We start from the raw sequence: 17,319 nt of genomic DNA, 5'->3' as shown, positions 1-17,319 counted from the left end.
TTATGTTATTCTGGTTAAAAAGTTTTGAATAAACCTTATTCCGTATTCGTCAAAAGAGGTAACGATGAGCAAAGCGAGAGTCCTGTTTTTATGTACAGGTAATTCAGCACGCAGCCAGATGGCCGAGGCTTTGTTGCGTAAATACGCCGGGGATCATTTTGAAGTCTATAGTGCCGGTTTAGAGCCGAAGGGATTGAATCCCTACACGGTCAAAGTTTTGGAAGAAATTGGGGTAGATACCAGCCAGCATTACTCCAAAACCCTGGATACTTTTATGGGTAAAGTTCATTTTGGCTATTTGATTACCGTATGCAGCAACGCCGAGGAAAATTGCCCGATTTTTCCGGGCATGGGAATGCGGATGCACTGGCCGTTTGAAGACCCGGCAGCGTTTGTTGGTAGCGAGGAGGAAACCCTGCAAAAATTTCGGGAAATACGCGATCAAATTGATGCGCGGGTGCGCGAGTGGCTGAAGGAAATGAACATTCCGGTTAACTAGATCATAGCTTTTGGCTTGTTCAGCACCAGAGCATAAAACTGGTGCTTTCTCTTGTTTAAACGTCGCTATGGACATGGAATTGCTGTACCCTCTACGAATTGTCTTTGATTCTCTGAACGGCTTGTGATAAACTTGCACAGGAAAGATTGCAGGATATTGTTGAAAAAAGGAAATTCTTAAGAACATGCCAGTCATCTACCCATTTACTGCCATTGTCGGTCAGGAACGCATGAAGCGCGCGCTGGTCTTGAACGCGGTTGATCCGCGCATCGGGGGGGTTCTGATTCGCGGAGAGCGCGGCACGGCCAAATCCACCGCGGCACGGGCGCTGGCAGCGCTTTTACCGCATGTGCGGGTGGTGGCCGACTGCCGTTTTGGTTGTGATCCGGATAGTCCTTCTACATGGTGTACCGAATGTCGTGAGCGGCACGCTCGTGGGGAGGAGCTGCCGGTTGCGACCCGTGCCACTCCCTTCGTCAATCTGCCCATTTCGGCGACCGAGGATCGAGTGGTTGGGACACTGGATATCGAGAAAGCGATTCAGAAGGGCGAGCGTGCTTTCGAGCCGGGCGTGCTGGCGGCTGCCAACCGCGGTCTGCTCTACATTGACGAGGTCAACCTGCTGGATGACCATGTGGTGGATGTGCTGCTCGACTCGGCTGCCATGGGGATGAACATCATAGAGCGCGAAGGCATCTCGTTCAGCCATCCGGCCCGCTTTATTCTGGTGGGGACGATGAACCCCGAAGAGGGTGATTTACGCCCGCAACTGCTGGATCGGTTTGCCCTTTCCGTAGAGATATACGGTATCCGGGATGCGCGCGAACGGGTGCAGATCATGGAACGCAATCTGGCTTTTGAAGCCGATCCCGAAAAATTCCGTCAGCAGTGGCTGCCAAAAGAGGAAGAACTCTCCCGCCAGATTGAACGCGCTCGCCGGTTGATTGATCAGGTTGGTTATACCAGTCGCGATCTGCTTTCAATTGCTCAATTGACCGCTTCTTTGAATGTGGACGGACACCGCGCCGATCTGGTCATTCTCAAAGCCGCCCGGGCGCAGGCCGCCTTCGATGGGCGCACGGCAATCAACGGGCGGGATATTGCGCTGGCAGCAGAACTGGCGCTTCCGCACCGTCTGCGCCGCGGGCCTTTCTCTCAGGAAGAAGTGACTATGGAAGAACTGCAAGACCGGATTGAGCAATTACAGGGAGCCAGTTCTACCGGTCAGCGGCGCGAAGAAGTTGAAAGGGTTGAGGAAGAGAAGAATCAGCAAAAAAAAGTCTGAACGAGGGAGCGGAAAGTCCGGAAACGCTCCCTCAGGGAACTCCTCAACCCGGACAGACGGAAGAAATTTTTGGAAAACAGAACGCTCAATGGTGGGATGGCGGTGAGCGGGTAAAAATCGGTCAGTCTTTCGACCCGCGCCGGCTGGACACACCCTTGGATAAAATGGTGCGTCGTTTTGCCGGGCGTCGGTCACGTACCCGCACCGAAAGAAAACGCGGCCGTTATATCCAATCGCGGCCTTCTTATGGCAAGGCTGATGATCTGGCTTTTGATGCTACTTTACGGGCGGCTGCTCCCCATCAGCGGGAACGTGAGGAAGACCGGCAGAGAGTGGCTTTTTCGGTGCGCCCCAGCGATTACATGCGCAAAGTGCGGGTGCGCCGGGCGGCAAACTTAATCCTCTTTCTGGTGGATGCCTCGTGGTCTATGGCGGTGGCGGAGCGGATGCAGGCGACCAAGGGAGCCATCCTTTCCCTCTTGACGGATGCTTACCAGCGTCGTGATCGGGTCGGGTTGATCGTTTTCCAGAAAGACCGCGCCACGCTGGTTCTGCCACCCACCAATTCGGTTACGCTGGCACAGCGGGCACTTGCCGATATTCCGGTAGGAGGCAAGACGCCGCTTTCGGCCGGCCTGAAACTGGCTTACGATGTGCTGATGCGCGAACGGATGCTGCATCCCGATGTGATGCCGCTGCTGATCGTCCTCACCGATGGCGCCGGGAATGTTTCAATGGGCAAGCTTCCGCCCCATGAAGAAGCCTATCGAATTGCCCGGCAGATTGCCGAGGAACACATCCACAGTGTGGTCATCAACATGGAGCATGTGGCGTTTGATCAGGGACTGGCGCAGGCCCTGGCCGATCAACTGCAAGCACCCTGCTACACGATTGGGGAGTTGAAAGCCGAGAACCTTTACCAAACCGTCCGCAAGGAGATGCAAACGACCCAGTTGAATCCCATGCCGGATGAACGCCGCTGACTTGTCCGTTACTCGACTTGCCACATCCATAAGGCCGTGATATTATCGAGGAGTACTGGGAGAACTTCTGGATGGCCTTTCGCGCCGAACGCCGCACTCGGATCCGATCCATTCTGGTTTTTATCATACTGGCAACCATACCCTGCTATTGCTTGGGGTTTTTTATTCTGCAGCTCAACGGGAATGTGCCTGAGCCAACGCCAACCCCGACGGTCACGCTTACCAATACGGCTGAACCGCCCCAACCTCCCACCCTGACCCCCACATTTTTCATCCTGCCGAGCGACACATTTACGCCGACCCCAACCCAAACGTGGACGCCAACCCAGACGTTTACGCCATTTGTGCCGCCGACCCGTACTCCGACTCTCACCGAAACGCCGACGCTGACCGTGACCCTGACCCTGACCGAACCCCCCCTTCTGCCAACCGATACGCCGGTGGTGGCTACGCCGACCCCCACCGATACTCCAACTTCTCCATAACCTCAAGGGAACCATTCAAAAATGATGAGTGAAATCAAGGATTTTCTCAAAGATCTGATTTCTCTGCCGGGGCTTTCCGGTTATGAAAGCCCGGTGGGCGAGCGGATTCAACAGGAATGGCAGCCGCTGGTGGATGAAATATCGTTCAGTCCGCTGGGCAGCCTGCACGCCCTCAAACGCGGCAGTGGTGAAGAACCGCGCCCCAGCATTTTGCTGGCCGCCCACATGGACGCCATTGGAATGATGGTGACGGAAATTGTGGACGGCTGGCTGCGTTTTACCCCGATCGGCGGAATTGACCCGCGCATTTTGCCCGGTCAGCAGGTGATTGTGCATGGGCGAGAGGACTTGCCAGCCGTTGTGGTGCAGCCGCCAGCCCACCTGCTGCCGGACGAAGTTTCGCCGCGGCAATCGGTGGACCTGAAATACCTGCTGGTGGATACCGGCCTGCTGCCGGAGCAGGTTCGGGAACTGGTGCGGGTTGGTGATCTGATTTCGTTTGCCCAGCCTCCGCTGGAATTGAGCAATGACCTGTTGGCTGGTCACAGTCTGGATAACCGCGCCTCAATTGCAGCCCTGACTGTTTGCCTCAGGGCGTTGCAGCCGGTACATCATGTGTGGGATGTGTGGGCTGTAGCCACCGTGCAGGAAGAAATTACCCTGGGCGGCGGGTACACCTCGCCGTTTTCGATCCGCCCGGATCTGGCGGTGGCAGTGGATGTAACTTTTGCAAAAGGGCCGGGAGGACCTTCGGATTACCGCACCTTCCCGTTGGGCAAGGGGCTGACGATTGGGTGGGGGGCAAATATTCATCCGGCGTTTTACCGTGCCCTCAAAGAGACGGCGGAGCGCTTGGACATCCCCTTCCACAATGAAATTTTACCGGCTCGCTCCGGCACAGATGCCTACGCCATGCAAATCATCGGGGAGGGCATCTCAACGGCGGTCCTGAGCATACCCTTGCGTTACATGCATACACCGGTGGAAATCATCTCCATGAAAGATGTGCAGCGTACCGGTCACTTGCTGGCACAATTCATCGCCAGCCTGCCGGCGAATTTTATGGAACAAATGAAATGGGATGAGTAACTGATTCTCAAGATGATCAAACATCTAATTACACCAGATGAACCATTTATAGTAGATAATGCTAAAAAGCTTGAATCCAAATCATTGGATTTTGCCTTACTGATTTCGGGCGGGCTTGGTCAAGAGACCCGTCGGTCCATTTATAATATTTTGGATAATCTGGTGCGTGCCTTGAAACCTGGTGGAATATTGTTCGTCCAGGGTTTGCCGTTTAATTTGCCCTCGCTTGGGGTGTATCTCGATCAGCGCTTGAACTTTAAGTACTGGATTGCTCTTGAGTCCAGGGTAAGACAATTTACCAATGGACTACCATCTGTCCACGCCGGTTTATTGATGTTTGTAAAAGGTCATCATTTTGAAATTAACAAAATAAGAACTCCCCATGAGTTTTGCAAAGCCTGCGGTAAAACAGTGAAGGACTGGGGAGGGAAAGCCCACTTGATGAATCCGGCTGGGGCAGCCATTTCGGATGTTTGGAAATCGTTAGATACAGAAGATAACTATACTTCTTTGAGCGAAGCATCCTTTCAGCGGATATTGAGTTTGGTAGATGTCAATGGTAAGGAAATTGTCGGCTGGGCTGGCCCGGCGGGGGCATTACACACAAACTCAACAGTGAAGCAGATTGGGGAAAATAGAATTCAATATCAACCAGGCTTGTTTTCGGTGATTGAACCGCAAAAAACTGCTTCAAACACTGATCGTCTGGATGAGACAATCCCCGGCTTTAATGTGGTATTACAGGGAGATGCGTTAGAGATTCTTAAGAAATATCCGAACGATTCAATTGATTTGGTCTTTGCTGATCCTCCCTATAATCTAGACAAATCTTACAATGTGTATAATGATGAACTGGCTGGTAAAGAATATCTGGAATGGTGTAATCAGTGGCTGGCAGAATATATCCGGGTCTTGAAACCTACCGGTTCTTTGTTTGTTCTGAACCTCCCGCGTTGGTCCATGTATCATGCTGATTACCTGAACCAGCGATTGTACTTTCAAAACTGGATTGTTTGGGATGCACTTTCTGAGCCGCGTGGAAAATTAATGCCTGCTCATTACAGCCTGCTTTTTTACACCAAACAAAAAGAAGGTTTTACGTTTAACTATGAAGCAATCAAGAATATTGAAAGCCGTGTCTATTGTTTACGGGCTTCCTGTATTCGCAATCGGAAGTTAAGGGGTGAAAACCAGCAGGAAATGCTTTCGGATATATGGTGGGATATCCATCGGATTAAGCATCGGCGTGATCGTGACTGGCATCCCTGTCAATTGCCGGAAGCGTTGCTCAAACGAATCATATTACTCACAACGAATCCAAATGATGTCGTTCTCGATGCGCTAGCCGGCACTGGAACCACAATCATCACGGCGGCAAAATTAAACCGTCGTTTCGTCGGAATTGACATTGATCCCTTTTATGTTGAATTGATGCAGAAAAAAATTCAAGAAGTTCAGCAAAATGGGGAAGTGCTTCGTCCTTCTATCCGGCGTTCAAAAACGGAATTGACAAAGAAAGAGCTCCAGCTGGAATTGCGTTCGTTGGCCAGAAAACTAGGAAGACTTCCCACACCGCAAGATGTGGAAACCTACAGCCAATATGATTTGAAAGTTTATCTGGATGTGTTCCCGACATGGGGGAAAGCGATCAAGGCCGCAAAATTGGAGATTGCCGATGACCAGAAGCATTGAAAAAATATCCTTTGAGCAAGTCTGGAAGAGCGCAAGCGTTTTTTATCTAAATCCTTCTTTGGAGGATGAAATTGATCGAGAGGTTGACAATTTGCTGGAACTGGCAGCCCAGGCGCAGCTTTCCGGTGTTCATCCGATTAGAGAAGAAGATTTGCGGAAGAAAATTGTTCAAAACCCCGCAGTTTTGGATGTTATTCTCAGGGATTTGGAGCTTTCCGAAGAAAAATTCTTGAGAATTATTTCTCTCTTGAGGCGCATAGGAAGAATTGAGGGCGGTTTTGATGCAGAATGGTCGCTTGTCAGGATCAAGAGCAGGATTTCACAAGATCCGAATTTTCTGAGTCAAATCGTTTCTTTACTTTTTAACGGTTGCAATGATGGGGAACTGACTGCCTTTATTCCCCGATATTATCTGGAAAGTTTGAATTACGCTGAAATTGGTGCCAGTACACAGGCGGCTCGCAAAGTACGTTACAAGCGCTCATTAATCGGGACTTATGGCGCGAAAAAAGGACATCACGTCGAAGCAGAAATAGAAAATGTTTTGCGGAAAGTTGAAAGCCAGTATGGCATACCGTTTGAACAAGGACGATCACGTTTCGTGGAAACCGACATAGATTTTGCAGTGCCGAGCCTGGATGACCCATGGGTGATTATTATGAGCTCTTTCCAGGAAACCACAAGCAGTGGTCAAACCAATAAGGCGCGGGACATGCTCGCAATTTATGACCGCATTCGTCATAGTAATAGCCGTTATAATGAAAAGCGAATTTTCGTTAATTTTGCCGATGGTGGTGGCTGGCTGGCCAGAAGACGAGACCTTTATCGCCTTTGGGAAAACTGTCATTTCTTCCTGAACCTGAGCAATTTAGGCGATCTTGAAAAAATCGTGTTGGATTTCGTTCCCAAAAAATACCACGAAAAGAATTAGTCTTATGAGCGAATATTCCCCATTTTCACAACCTGTTTCAAAAAGCCAACTGGATCTGCTCGAACGCCTGTCGAATGCGGTGGCTGTTTCGGGTGATGAGCGTGAAGTGCGCGCCATCGTACTGGAGGAAATCCAACCCTTTGCCGATGAAGTGCGCGTGGATGCCCTTGGGAATGTGCTGGCCGTGCGCCATGCCCAGGAAGAAAACCCCCTGCGAGTCATGCTGGCCGCCCACATGGACGAGGTCGGTTTCATCCTCGTTGAAGAGGAAGAGGGCGGTTGGTATCGCTTTGAAGTAGTCGGCGGTATTGACCCGCGCGTGTTGGTCGGCAAGCCGGTTTTAGTGGGAAAAGAGCATCTGCCGGGGGTGATCGGCACGCGCCCCATTCATCTGACGACACCCGATGAGCGAAAAAACGCCCTCACGGTTGAACAATTACGGATTGACCTTGGCAATGAAAACGGCAAGAAGGTCAAAACGGGTGAGCGAGCTGGCTTTGCGACTCGTTTCCGGCAGGCTGGGCCGAGTCTGGTGGGTAAGGCGCTGGATGACCGGCTGGGCGTGGCTGCCCTGATCGAGTTAATCAAAAATCCACCGCCTAACGTGGAATTGCAGGCAGCCTTTACCGTGCAGGAGGAGATCGGCTTGCGCGGGGCTGGCGTGGCGGCTTATGCGTTCAACCCGGATGTGGCGATTGCCGTAGATGCCACCCCTGCCAATGACTTGCCTGCCTGGGACGGGGAGGAAAATACCCGGTATAATACCCGCCTTGGGGGTGGTCCGGCCATCTATGTAGCCGATGCCGCCACTCTTTCCGACCCGCGCTTGATTCGTCATCTGATTCGCACGGCGGAGGAGATGGGTATTCCTTATCAGATTCGCCAGCCCGGCGGTGGCGGCACGGATGCCGGCGCCATTCACAAGCAGCGGGAGGGTATTCCGGTAGTGTCCGTTTCGGTACCGGTGCGCTATGCCCATACCCCCGCCCTTCAAGCGCGCTTGTTGGATTGGGAAAACACCCTGTCTTTGTTGTATCATGGATTGGAGCGGCTCAGCCCGCAGTTATTCTCAGAAGATCGCTAAACTGTTCCAGGAGATTTGCATGAAAGCGCTAATTCAAAAACTGGTGGAAACCATTGCCCCCTCGGGCTATGAGATGCCTGTCCGCGAACTGATTTTGGGAGAAGTCAAAGATTGGGCGGATGAGGTACGCGTGGATGCGCTGGGTAATCTGGTCGTGCGAAAAGGTCAAAAAAGCCCGTCCGGCAAGCGCATCATGCTGGCGGCCCACATGGACGAAATCGGCCTGATTGCCACTCATGTAGATGAAAATGGTTTTGTGCGCTTTTCGACCATTGGCGGCGTGCGTCCGCACACACTCTATGGCGGACGGGTACGCTTTTTGAACGGGGTTGCCGGGGTAATCGGCGGTGAACGTCTGGAAAATATGGAGCGCGTCCACAGTTTTGACAAATTGTTCATTGACGTGGGAGCAACCAGCAAGGAGGATTGCCCGGTACGGGTGGGGGATGTGGCTGCTTTTGAACGCCCGTTTTTGGACCTGGGCAAGCGGTTGGTAGCCAAATCTATGGATGACCGCATCTCGGTAGCGGTCATGATGGAAACGCTGCGCCAGTTGAAGAACACCCCGCATGAGGTCTACTTCGTCTTCTCCACTCAGGAAGAGGTTGGGGTGCGGGGCGCTACCACTGCCGCTTTTGGTGTTGACCCGGAAATTGGGATTGCGGTGGATGTAACCGCTACCGGCGATACCCCCAAAGGGTTGAAGATGGCGGTTGCGCTTGGCAAGGGGCCCGCCATCAAAGTCAAGGATAGCGGCATGATTGCCGACCCGCGCGTGGTGCGCTGGATGGCGGATACCGCCGAACAGGCTGGCATTCCCTATCAACTGGAGATTCTGGAAGGCGGGTCAACGGATGCCCGCGCCATGCAGTTGACCCGCGCCGGCGTGCCGGCTGGCTGTCTTTCCATCCCCTGCCGTTACATTCATACGCCATCCGAGATGGTGGATTTTGAGGATGTGCAAAACGCCGTCGGCTTGTTAAAGGCTTTGCTGGAATCACCGGTTGAATTGAAATGACTGGTCTGCTTCCCCGCACCGGTAAAAACCGAAAGGGGGATGGCAACCGAAGGATCTCTCCGGCGCTGATGCGCCTGACGGCGGCGGTTTTGATTCTGGCACTGTTAGGTGGATGTGTCCAGTGGCTGGAACCGATTTTGCCGGGGTTATTCAGCCCCCCTCCGACCAGCACGCCGGAAGCCCCGATCACGCTCACACCTGAGGCAGAAGCGAGCGTTACGCCCGAACCACAACCGACTTTTAGCGGTGCAGTCACCCTCACGCTCTGGCTGCCGCCGCAATTTGACCCGGCTGCCGATACTCCTGCCGCACAATTGCTGCAGCAACGGCTGGATGCGTTCATGGAGGAAAATCCGGGGGTGTTGATTCATGTACGGATCAAAGCCCCTTCCGGGCCGGGCGGGCTGCTCGAATCGCTGACGGCGGCGGCTGCTGCCGCCCCGGCTGCCTTACCCTCGGTGATTGCCTTGAACCGGGGTGACCTGGAAGCGGCGGCTCTGAAAGGCCTGATCTATCCCCTGGAGGGGGTGAGCGAAGAAATCGAAAGCGTGGACTGGTATCCGTATGCCCGTCAGTTGAGCCGGGTGCAGGATATCCCCTTTGCTTTGCCGATTGCTGGCGATGCGTTGATGCTCTTTTACCGCCCGGCCAGCGTAGGCGGCAGCCCGCCGCAAACCTGGCAGGAAGTACTCGCCTTTGGTAACCCGCTTCTTTTCGCCGGCGATGACCCCCAAGCCCTGCTTACCCTGACCCTGTACCGTTCGCTGGGTGGACTGGTGCAGGATTTGCAGGGCAGGCCTGCCCTGCAAGCGGATTTACTGCAACAAGTTTTTGAACTGTATCAGGAAGGCGCCCGCCGGGGAACGTTTCCGCAATCGGTGACCCAGTATCAGAGCGGCGGGCAGGTCTGGCAGGCCTATCTGGAAGGACAGGCGGATTGGGCAGTGACTTTTGCCTCTTTTTACCTGAGCGAACTGCCAGCCGATACGACCCCCATGTTACTTCCCTCGCTGGGTGGAGATGATTTTACTCAGGCAATTGGTTGGGGACTGGCGATTGCCGATCCCGATCCGCAGCGCCGTCAAATGGCGGTGGAACTGGCGGAGTATCTCAACGCGGCTGATTTTCTGGCCGAATGGGCGGTGGCGGCTGGTTATCTGCCGGTACACCCCACCTCTCTCTCGGCCTGGCAGCCGGTCACGCTGCAAAACACGTTGAGCCGCGTGGTGCTTTCGGCACAAATTCGCCCCTCGAACGAAATCCTTGCCAGTCTCGGTCCGGTGCTGAGGGAAAGTGGTCTGGCTGTACTGCGCAACCAGTCCAGCCCGGCTCAGGCGGCACAATCGGCGGTGGAGAAGTTGCTTACACCATGAACCAGGGCTTTGTGGATGGAATTATCCGGCGAATTGCCATCTGGCGGGAGTGGGTGAAGAAGCAAAACCCCCATCTTCTCGGTTTGGTGCTGGTGCTGGCGGCCTTTTGGGCGGCAATGGCGTTCAGCGAGCCGATTTCTCCTCGTCAGACCGCTGCGCCTTCGCCAACGGTTGAGATAACTCCCCTGCCGGCACAGACACCGACCGGTGAGATTCAGGCCGGCAGACCATCCCCCACCCCGATACCGGCGGAATTGCTTGCCAACCGCGAGCAAACTTTTGGGATTGTGTTTGGGGCGGTCGTTCTGGTGTTGATTGTGGTGATCGGGACGTTGAGCGGCATTGCCGCCCAACGTCAAACGTCACAGTCGAAATAGCGGTTTAATCAGGAACTGCGGGCGGTTCTTTGACCCGGTAGGCGGATTTTCGCAAGAGTCAGTACGGAGAACAGGAAAAGCGCCCCGTAGATGGTAAAGATGACCAGATAACCCAGACCGGGTTCAATCTTGTTGAAGAAGTCGGCAATCGGGCCGCCGATGCCAGCCCCCACAATGCCTGCTCCAGCCCCGGCCAGATTGGAAATCCCCAGGTAACGTCCGGCTTCCTGAGGAGGGGCCAGTTCGGTGCCCAGCGCCCAGTTGGAGGCAAAGAAGGTGCCGGTACCCAGACCAATGATGCAGCCGCTTAGAATCACGACCGGGAAGTTTGGAGCAAACAGGAGAATCAGCGTGCCAAAGGCGGCGATCAGCCCGGCGTACAGCACCAAACGTTTTGGCCCAAAGCGGTCTGCCAGGGTGCCGCCGTAAATTGCCGAGGGGATCAGAAAGATGGCTACAGCCGCCAGCAGCAGGGTTGTACTGGTAGCCGGGTTGGGGAGTTGCAGTACATCGCGCAGGTAAAACTGGGCAAAGCCCTGAATGGAGCCGACGGCTGCCAGGAAGAGCAGGCGGTTGATCACCCACCAGATAAAAGAAGTCTGCTGGCGGGCCTCTTTTCCGATCCCGACCGAGGCGCCAAAATAAACGCCAATCAGGATGGAGCCGGCCATGGCTGCCAGCCCGGCCAACCCGATCAGTAAAATCTGGACCTCGCGGCTTACCCCCATTTGGGTCAGGCGGCTGCCGCTGATGCTCACCAGCCAGACCGCCAGCCGCGTAGCCCCAACAAAAATGCCGGTCAGTGCCAGCAGGCGCAGAAAACGGTCTCCAACGCCATCAGCGGGCTTTTGGCGGATGGGGGTTTCTCGGGCAAACAGGACGGTTACTGCCATCGTCACCAGATAACCGACTGCCACAATCCCCATGACCACTCCAACCTGCCCGCGGTCAATGAGCGGGCCGATGAAGATGACCAGAAAGACCGGCAGAAGTTCCATAACTGCTTTGATACCGGAGGAACGCCCACGCTGATTTTCCGGCACCAGGTCGGGAATCAGACCTTGCAGCGCACCCTGGGAAATATTGGATGAAATTTGCAGCAGGACAATTCCTACCAGCAGGACTGCATAAGCGGTTGAAATGCCCAAACTGGATTGAAAGACCTCATCCAAGGGTGAGCCGATGAACAGGGGGGTTGCGCCAATGATGGCAAGGAAAACCACATTGGCCAGCGTACCGCCAAAGATGAATGGCCGCCGCCGTCCAAAGCGTGAGGTACTGCGATCCGATAACATGCCGCCAAGCGGCTGCACCAGCATGGCAACCGTCAGGCCGATGACTCGTACATTGGCAAGGTAGGTGTTTTTTGCTCTTCGGGCATGAACAGCAGCACCAGATAAGGCAGCAGCAATGGCGTAATCACGCCGGAGGCGATGTTTATTCCCAGCCAGCAGGCATTCAGCGCAATGTGATCGAACCAGTTTAATTTTTTCTTGTCCATGGAATTTTCTCCGGCGGGTCAGGCCAGCAGTGCCGGGCGCAATTGCCGGATCACCTGCAGGGAGGATAAAGCCTGTGGAACGGTCAGTTCAAAGATCACCGGGCCATCAAAGCCGGATTCGCTCAAACGATCGAGCAAACGGGCGGTGTCGAGGTCACCGCTGCCGAGGGGTTGATGGTCCATGCCGTAGGAAGGTTGATCTGGCCTGGCCGGGCGGGGACAGTCGTGCAGATGGACTTCGCCCAGATGCGGCAGCACCTGCTCCAACACCGTGAAGACATCCAGCGCCCCGGAAAAACCGGCCAGTACGTGACCGGTATCCAGACAAACCGACAGGTCGAGCCGCTCGGCCATCTCCAGCGTCAGGTCAAAGGGGAACTCAATGGTTTCGATGGCCAGTTTGCGCGGCGGCAGGCCGGTTTGCTGAAGAAGTTCCTGAATGGATTGCAGCGCGTTTTGTTGGAACTGGCGTAAAATCAACCCCTTGCCGGCGGGCGGCAAGCGCATCTGGTAAAACTCGGCGGCCAGCGCGCCAGTAGCATGCAGGACATAACAAGCGGGTTGTAAGGGCAGGGTGGCGTGGATGCAGTCTGTCAGCGCCTGCACCGAGCCGAGTCGTACCGCCTGAAGGGGAGTGGAGGGCTCCACCGACCAGAGCGGCAGGTGAACGGTATAAGCCAATTCCAGTTCGTCTTTCAGTTGAGCCAGTTCTTCGATGACGGTTGGGGAAAAAGCCGTTGGAAACCACATCCCCAGATCACCGCCCAGTTCAATGAGGGAGAAACCGGCTGAATGCAGCTTACGAATCAGCCCCGCATGGCTGAAAGAGGCAACATGCTGCATGGCTTCCTGCGCATTGCTGACCGGCGGGAGAAGGGCTTCCATTTGCATCGCCATGATTCCGAATTTCATCATTGACCTCGCTGCAGGTGGATTCTTAAGGGATTAACCCCAATACGGCTTCATTGTATACAATTCGCGGTAAATTCGCAGCAGAAAAAGGCGGTTTTAACCGGAAGTTAACTCGCGAATAACAAGGCCACCCCGCTTAAGGCCAGCAGAGCGCCCAGCACGGCGCGCGGGGTGATTTTTTGTCCCTGTAAGGCAGCCATCGGCAGGATGAATAACGGGCTGGCCGAAAGCAGAGTCTGGACGATACCGGCCGGGGCAAGCCCAATCGAGACCTGTTGCAGCCACATCGCCAGATAGGTGCCGATGAACGTGGCTGCTGCCAGGGTTCCCCACAGCTGAGGTTGAGCCCGAAAAACGGAAATACTGATGAGCGACCGGCGGCGGATCAGCGACCAGGCCGCCAGTACAACCACGGCGGCTGCCAGGCGCAAAATGGTGCTTTGCAGCGAATCCACGCTGGTGCGGGTCAAAGCCACGCGTGAAAGCACCAGAGCAACCGACTGCGAGAGGGCCGCCAGAAAACCAAACCACAAACCGCGTTTAAGGTCAAATGCCGGTGCTGAATCCGGGGTGCGTTCCAGAATTACCCAGGCAATGCCCGCCACCGTGACAAAGATACCCAGCCAGGAGAGCCACGAGAGGGTTTCACCCAACACTCCCCAGGCGATCAGCCCGACCATGGGCGGGGCAAGCGTGGCTAAAAGCAAAGTTCGGCGCGGCCCCAGGTGTTGAAGAGCTTGCAGATAGGCGCTATCACCCAGCGTAATGCCGACCACCCCGCTGATCAGCAGCAGCCCCAACGCGTTTTTTGGAATGGATTGCAGGCTGCCGCCGCTGCCGTACAGGGTTATCACCAGCAGAATCAACGCCAGCAGCCCTTTGAGGAGGTTGACTTCAATCACCGACAGGTGGCTGCCCAGGCGGGTGAACCACAAGGAGGCCAGCGCCCACAGAAAAGCGGCGGTCAGGGCAGCCAGACCACCGCCGATGGGGGAGAGAAGCAGATCGAGGAGGGCATCCATGGGCTTGGGGGCAATCTTATCACATCTTTGCAGGGCAAGGTAGTGATGACCTGTTCCTGTCCGTTTTTCCGGGTGGGGGCATCCCCCAAATGGCAGAGGCAGAAATCAACCCGCCTAAGTATACTGAAATCAGACAGGTGGATTGCCCTGAAAAGGGCATATCGTTATACTGAAAAAGGAGGTGTTGAATGTCAGGTGAAACGAGCAGCGAGTGGATGAGCAAAGTCTCGGAGGGATGGACCAGCGCGGCCGAGCGGGCGGCCACCTACACGGTGCTGGTGGATGCCCGCAAGCGTCTGCCCGGCAGCGGGTTGGCGTATTCGTCTAATTTGATCCTGACCGCCGATCATGTGGTCGAACGGGAGGAAAATATCCGCATTCTTTTGCCGGATGGCAGTGTTCAGGCTGCTTCGCTGGCAGGCCGTGACCCTGCCAATGATCTGGCTTTGCTGCGGCTGGAAGAAGCGGTGCTGACACCTGCGGTAACCGCCGAAAGCGAAGGCAAAATCGGCCAACCGGCGCTGACCGTGGCGCGCCCGGATCCGGACGGAATTCAGGTGGGTTGGGCGTTGATTTCGGCCATCGGCGGGCCGGTGCGGACGATGCGGGGTGGGCTTCTGCGGCGCTTCTTTCGGCTGGATGCCACCCCTTACCCCGGCTTTTCGGGCGGTGGCCTGGTTGATCTGAACGGCCGGCTGCTGGGTATCAATACCTCCGGGCTGGCGGGCGGTACGTTCCTCTCCATCCCGGTGGCGGTGGCCTGGGAGATTGGCAATGTATTGGCCCGGCATGGACGCATTCGGCGCGGGTATTTGGGCATTCGCAGCCAGCCGGTTGAAATCCCCTCGGCCTTGCAACAAGCGTTGAACCGCACGCAGGAACGCGGTTTACTGCTGGTTGGCGTTGAGGAAGGCACTCCGGCGGCGGAAGCCGGTTTGATGGTAGGTGATATTCTGGCTGCCATCAACACTCGACCGTTGAATGACCCCGAAGACCTGGTTTCGGTGCTTTCGGCGGATGTGGTCGGCAGCACTGTCACCCTTGAATTGCTGCGCGGTGGTCAACGGCTTGAAAAACAGGTCACCGTGGGTGAACGTTGAGATGAACTGATGGCAGCGGATTTCAGGGGCAGGCAAGAAAGTCCGTTGCAGGTTGCACTGCTGAGCCCGGGCGGTACCATCCGTGCCGGGCTTCGGGCGTTGCTATCCGGCAGCGAACGCCTCACCATTACTGCTGAGATGGCAGATACAGCCGAATTAAACCGGTTGGAAGAACCGGTGGATGTGCTGGTGGCAGTTCTTTCGTCCCGCCAGTTAAACGAGGTGGATCACCACCTGCCAAGGGATCATCCGGCGGCAATGTTGCTGCTGCTGACGGATTGGGAAGAGGCGCAAGGCACGCCTCTTCCGTCCGTTTTCCATAACCGGCCGGTCGGCGTGCTGCCACTGGGGGTGGAAGAGGAAGTTTTGCGCGCGGCGTTGGCTGCGCTGGTGGAGGGGCTTTCGGTTGGGCTGCCGGTCTGGTTCAACCCGCGGGGGACATCGGCGGTGAGGGGGTGGATCTCGCCAGCGGGTGAAGAGCGTTTGACCCCCCGTGAGGTGGAAGTGCTGGAGCAGCTGGCGCAGGGATTGACCAACAAGCAAATCGCACTGACGCTGGGCATCAGCGAGCATACCGTCAAATATCACATCTCGTCCATTTACGGCAAACTGGGGGTGATGAACCGTGCCGAGGCAGTCCGTGTTGGGGCGCGCCGCGGCTATCTGCAAATTTAATGGGAGTGGGTGTGTTCTTCTGATCCGGTCTCCGGGCCGAGCCAGCGCCGCCATTTGCCGAGTCGGTGAGAATGAACCGCCGCCAGACAAGCCAGCGCCGTGGTAATTGGCACCGAGGCGAATAAGCCCACCGAACCGACCAGGGTGCGCACCACCTCTTCGGCGATGAAATCGAGGTTGAGCAGCAGAGCGACATTCTGATTGTTGAGCGAAAAGAGCAGCAGCATGGGCAGGGATGCGCCGGCATAAGCCAGCACCAGCGTGTTGACCGTGGCGGCAACGTGATCCCGGCCGATGTTCATTGCCCGGCGGTAGAGAAAACCCAGCGAGAGGGCCGGGTTTGCCCCGTGTAATTCAAACACGGCCGAGGACTGACTGATAACCAGATCATCCAGTACGCCCAACGCACCAATGATCATGCCGCCCAGCAGCAGGCCGCGCAGGTCGAGCGGAGTGGCGGTCATTTGGGCGAGGAACATCACGTTTTCATCGCCGAAGCCGCTCAGGCGGGTGAAGTTGATCGAAACCCAGGCCAGTGTGCCGGTGATGATCAGCGCGATCAACATGCCCAGCACGGCGGCGTGCGTTTTCAGCGTCCAACCGTAGACAATGTAAAGCGAAACGGCCAGAAAGCCAAACGAGCCGATGATGCTGACCAGCACCGGGTTCTTACCGGCCAGAATCTGGGGGATGATGTACAGAACGATGACCAGCAGGCTGAGGGCGATACCGAGCAACCCGCGCAGTCCCTTCCAGCCGCCGATCAGGATGCTGATCAGCACAAACAGCAGAAACAACTGCAAAATGCTGCCGGTGCGGATGAAATCGGTGAAAAAAGCAATGATTTTCCCATCCGGCCTTACCCCAACGGTGATCAACACCACTTCGCCGGGGCGCACATCGGCATCGTTTGAACGGATTTGCTGCAAGCCGTATTCGATCTCGACGATTTGACCGGCAAAATCGCCTTCCAGCACGCGGGCGGTAAAGACCTGATAACGTTGCGGGCGCTCGCCGAGGGTGATTTGCCCGCTTTCGAGGATTTCCAGCACCTCGGCGCGCACGGTGCTGGAATCGTAACCGACCTGACCGGCGGGACGTTCGGTACTCAGCAGCCCGCTGAGCAACGGAACAAGCCAGACAATCAGCGCTACGCCGGCGATCACCGCCAGCAGGCTGAGGATTAAACTCACTCGATTCGGGTTAAAGGTCATGGCTCTGGATGCGAGAGGGATTATAACATACCGTGACGATGGTGCAGTTTCAGGAACAAACTAGCAGTTCCACCCACTT

The 17,319-nt window shown here is 55.6% G+C and carries 18 protein-coding genes; 13 read left to right on the top strand and 5 right to left on the bottom strand.

Annotated elements, in window-relative coordinates; translation table 11 throughout:
- The first annotated feature begins 64 nt into the window (after window positions 1-64).
- The 11 genes from AC812_RS06750 (at window position 65) to AC812_RS06700 (ending at window position 10,816) form a co-directional block, all read left to right on the top strand.
- Complete coding sequence (locus AC812_RS06750; RefSeq protein ID WP_061919389.1) at window positions 65-499, top strand: arsenate reductase ArsC; 435 nt, start codon at window positions 65-67, stop codon at window positions 497-499.
- A 184-nt stretch (window positions 500-683) separates the two neighbouring features.
- Window positions 684-1,784, top strand: coding sequence for a magnesium chelatase ATPase subunit I (locus tag AC812_RS17980; protein WP_061919387.1), 1,101 nt, complete (start codon window positions 684-686; stop codon window positions 1,782-1,784).
- A gap of 164 nt (window positions 1,785-1,948) precedes the next feature.
- Window positions 1,949-2,767: a vWA domain-containing protein gene (locus tag AC812_RS17975; protein ID WP_061919385.1), complete on the top strand. Its 819-nt coding sequence runs from the start codon at window positions 1,949-1,951 to the stop codon at window positions 2,765-2,767.
- 71 nt (window positions 2,768-2,838) lie between these two features.
- Window positions 2,839-3,252: a hypothetical protein gene (locus AC812_RS17545; RefSeq protein WP_061919383.1), complete on the top strand. Its 414-nt coding sequence runs from the start codon at window positions 2,839-2,841 to the stop codon at window positions 3,250-3,252.
- 21 nt (window positions 3,253-3,273) lie between these two features.
- Entirely contained in the window at window positions 3,274-4,341 is a 1,068-nt protein-coding gene (locus tag AC812_RS06730) for a zinc-binding metallopeptidase family protein (protein WP_061919380.1), read from the top strand.
- A 12-nt stretch (window positions 4,342-4,353) separates the two neighbouring features.
- Entirely contained in the window at window positions 4,354-6,033 is a 1,680-nt protein-coding gene (locus AC812_RS06725; RefSeq protein WP_061919378.1) for a DNA methyltransferase, read from the top strand.
- Window positions 6,017-6,964 (top strand): DpnII family type II restriction endonuclease, encoded by a 948-nt coding sequence (locus AC812_RS06720; protein ID WP_061919376.1) that lies wholly within the window; start codon window positions 6,017-6,019, stop codon window positions 6,962-6,964. Before AC812_RS06725 ends, AC812_RS06720 begins: the two co-directional genes overlap by 17 nt.
- Window positions 6,965-6,968: 4 nt before the next feature.
- A complete protein-coding gene (locus AC812_RS06715; protein WP_061919374.1) occupies window positions 6,969-8,048 on the top strand; it encodes a M42 family metallopeptidase in 1,080 nt (359 codons plus the stop codon).
- 19 nt (window positions 8,049-8,067) lie between these two features.
- A complete protein-coding gene (locus AC812_RS06710) occupies window positions 8,068-9,066 on the top strand; it encodes a M42 family metallopeptidase (RefSeq protein WP_061919372.1) in 999 nt (332 codons plus the stop codon).
- A complete protein-coding gene (locus AC812_RS06705; protein ID WP_061919370.1) occupies window positions 9,063-10,439 on the top strand; it encodes an ABC transporter substrate-binding protein in 1,377 nt (458 codons plus the stop codon). Before AC812_RS06710 ends, AC812_RS06705 begins: the two co-directional genes overlap by 4 nt.
- Entirely contained in the window at window positions 10,436-10,816 is a 381-nt protein-coding gene (locus AC812_RS06700; protein WP_061919368.1) for a hypothetical protein, read from the top strand. Before AC812_RS06705 ends, AC812_RS06700 begins: the two co-directional genes overlap by 4 nt.
- Window positions 10,817-10,824: 8 nt before the next feature.
- Here AC812_RS06700 and AC812_RS06695 read toward each other — a convergent pair whose 3' ends face one another.
- The 4 genes from AC812_RS06695 to AC812_RS06685 all read right to left on the bottom strand — a co-directional run bounded on the left by AC812_RS06695 (window position 10,825) and on the right by AC812_RS06685 (window position 14,251).
- Window positions 10,825-12,135 carry an MFS transporter gene (locus AC812_RS06695; protein ID WP_061919366.1) on the bottom strand — a complete coding sequence of 437 codons (1,311 nt, stop codon included), beginning with the start codon at window positions 12,133-12,135 and terminating at the stop codon, window positions 10,825-10,827.
- A gap of 8 nt (window positions 12,136-12,143) precedes the next feature.
- Window positions 12,144-12,317, bottom strand: coding sequence for a hypothetical protein (locus AC812_RS17540; RefSeq protein WP_157235430.1), 174 nt, complete (start codon window positions 12,315-12,317; stop codon window positions 12,144-12,146).
- Window positions 12,318-12,335: 18 nt separating this feature from the next.
- Window positions 12,336-13,229: a cobamide remodeling phosphodiesterase CbiR gene (cbiR, locus tag AC812_RS06690; RefSeq protein WP_061919364.1), complete on the bottom strand. Its 894-nt coding sequence runs from the start codon at window positions 13,227-13,229 to the stop codon at window positions 12,336-12,338.
- 107 nt (window positions 13,230-13,336) lie between these two features.
- On the bottom strand, window positions 13,337-14,251 hold the full coding sequence (locus tag AC812_RS06685; protein WP_061919362.1) for a DMT family transporter: 915 nt from the start codon (window positions 14,249-14,251) through the stop codon (window positions 13,337-13,339).
- A 188-nt stretch (window positions 14,252-14,439) separates the two neighbouring features.
- On the opposite strand from AC812_RS06685, the gene AC812_RS06680 reads away from it, so the two are divergent.
- Both AC812_RS06680 and AC812_RS06675 read left to right on the top strand, forming a co-directional pair.
- Window positions 14,440-15,351: a S1C family serine protease gene (locus tag AC812_RS06680; RefSeq protein WP_061919360.1), complete on the top strand. Its 912-nt coding sequence runs from the start codon at window positions 14,440-14,442 to the stop codon at window positions 15,349-15,351.
- Between the two features lie 9 nt (window positions 15,352-15,360).
- Window positions 15,361-16,026, top strand: a complete 666-nt coding sequence (locus tag AC812_RS06675; RefSeq protein ID WP_061919358.1) for a helix-turn-helix transcriptional regulator — start codon at window positions 15,361-15,363, stop codon at window positions 16,024-16,026.
- Here the strand turns inward: AC812_RS06675 and AC812_RS06670 are convergent.
- Complete coding sequence (locus AC812_RS06670) at window positions 16,023-17,240, bottom strand: YibE/F family protein (protein WP_061919357.1); 1,218 nt, start codon at window positions 17,238-17,240, stop codon at window positions 16,023-16,025. The two genes, AC812_RS06675 and AC812_RS06670, sit on opposite strands and share 4 nt — an antisense overlap.
- Window positions 17,241-17,319 lie beyond the last annotated feature (79 nt).

The organism is Bellilinea caldifistulae, assembly GCF_001306055.1.
Classification (GTDB): Bacteria; Chloroflexota; Anaerolineae; order Anaerolineales; family Anaerolineaceae; genus Bellilinea; species Bellilinea caldifistulae.
Note: the sequence above shows the minus strand (reverse complement) of the source record. Positions and strands in the feature narration are given on the sequence as shown.

Excerpts from the sequence above, each read along its gene's own strand:
- AC812_RS17540 (WP_157235430.1), bottom strand. The coding sequence starts at position 12,317 with ATGGACAAGAAAAAATTAAACTGGTTCGATCACATTGCGCTGAATGCC.
- AC812_RS06675 (WP_061919358.1), top strand. The coding sequence starts at position 15,361 with ATGGCAGCGGATTTCAGGGGCAGGCAAGAAAGTCCGTTGCAGGTTGCA.
- AC812_RS17980 (WP_061919387.1), top strand. The coding sequence starts at position 684 with ATGCCAGTCATCTACCCATTTACTGCCATTGTCGGTCAGGAACGCATG.
- AC812_RS06700 (WP_061919368.1), top strand. The coding sequence starts at position 10,436 with ATGAACCAGGGCTTTGTGGATGGAATTATCCGGCGAATTGCCATCTGG.
- AC812_RS06705 (WP_061919370.1), top strand. The coding sequence starts at position 9,063 with ATGACTGGTCTGCTTCCCCGCACCGGTAAAAACCGAAAGGGGGATGGC.
- AC812_RS06720 (WP_061919376.1), top strand. The coding sequence starts at position 6,017 with ATGACCAGAAGCATTGAAAAAATATCCTTTGAGCAAGTCTGGAAGAGC.
- AC812_RS06710 (WP_061919372.1), top strand. The coding sequence starts at position 8,068 with ATGAAAGCGCTAATTCAAAAACTGGTGGAAACCATTGCCCCCTCGGGC.
- AC812_RS06715 (WP_061919374.1), top strand. The coding sequence starts at position 6,969 with ATGAGCGAATATTCCCCATTTTCACAACCTGTTTCAAAAAGCCAACTG.
- AC812_RS06670 (WP_061919357.1), bottom strand. The coding sequence starts at position 17,240 with ATGACCTTTAACCCGAATCGAGTGAGTTTAATCCTCAGCCTGCTGGCG.
- AC812_RS06685 (WP_061919362.1), bottom strand. The coding sequence starts at position 14,251 with ATGGATGCCCTCCTCGATCTGCTTCTCTCCCCCATCGGCGGTGGTCTG.
- AC812_RS17975 (WP_061919385.1), top strand. The coding sequence starts at position 1,949 with ATGGTGCGTCGTTTTGCCGGGCGTCGGTCACGTACCCGCACCGAAAGA.
- AC812_RS06695 (WP_061919366.1), bottom strand. The coding sequence starts at position 12,135 with ATGCTGGTGCAGCCGCTTGGCGGCATGTTATCGGATCGCAGTACCTCA.
- AC812_RS06750 (WP_061919389.1), top strand. The coding sequence starts at position 65 with ATGAGCAAAGCGAGAGTCCTGTTTTTATGTACAGGTAATTCAGCACGC.
- AC812_RS06730 (WP_061919380.1), top strand. The coding sequence starts at position 3,274 with ATGATGAGTGAAATCAAGGATTTTCTCAAAGATCTGATTTCTCTGCCG.
- AC812_RS06680 (WP_061919360.1), top strand. The coding sequence starts at position 14,440 with ATGTCAGGTGAAACGAGCAGCGAGTGGATGAGCAAAGTCTCGGAGGGA.
- cbiR (WP_061919364.1), bottom strand. The coding sequence starts at position 13,229 with ATGAAATTCGGAATCATGGCGATGCAAATGGAAGCCCTTCTCCCGCCG.
- AC812_RS17545 (WP_061919383.1), top strand. The coding sequence starts at position 2,839 with ATGGCCTTTCGCGCCGAACGCCGCACTCGGATCCGATCCATTCTGGTT.
- AC812_RS06725 (WP_061919378.1), top strand. The coding sequence starts at position 4,354 with ATGATCAAACATCTAATTACACCAGATGAACCATTTATAGTAGATAAT.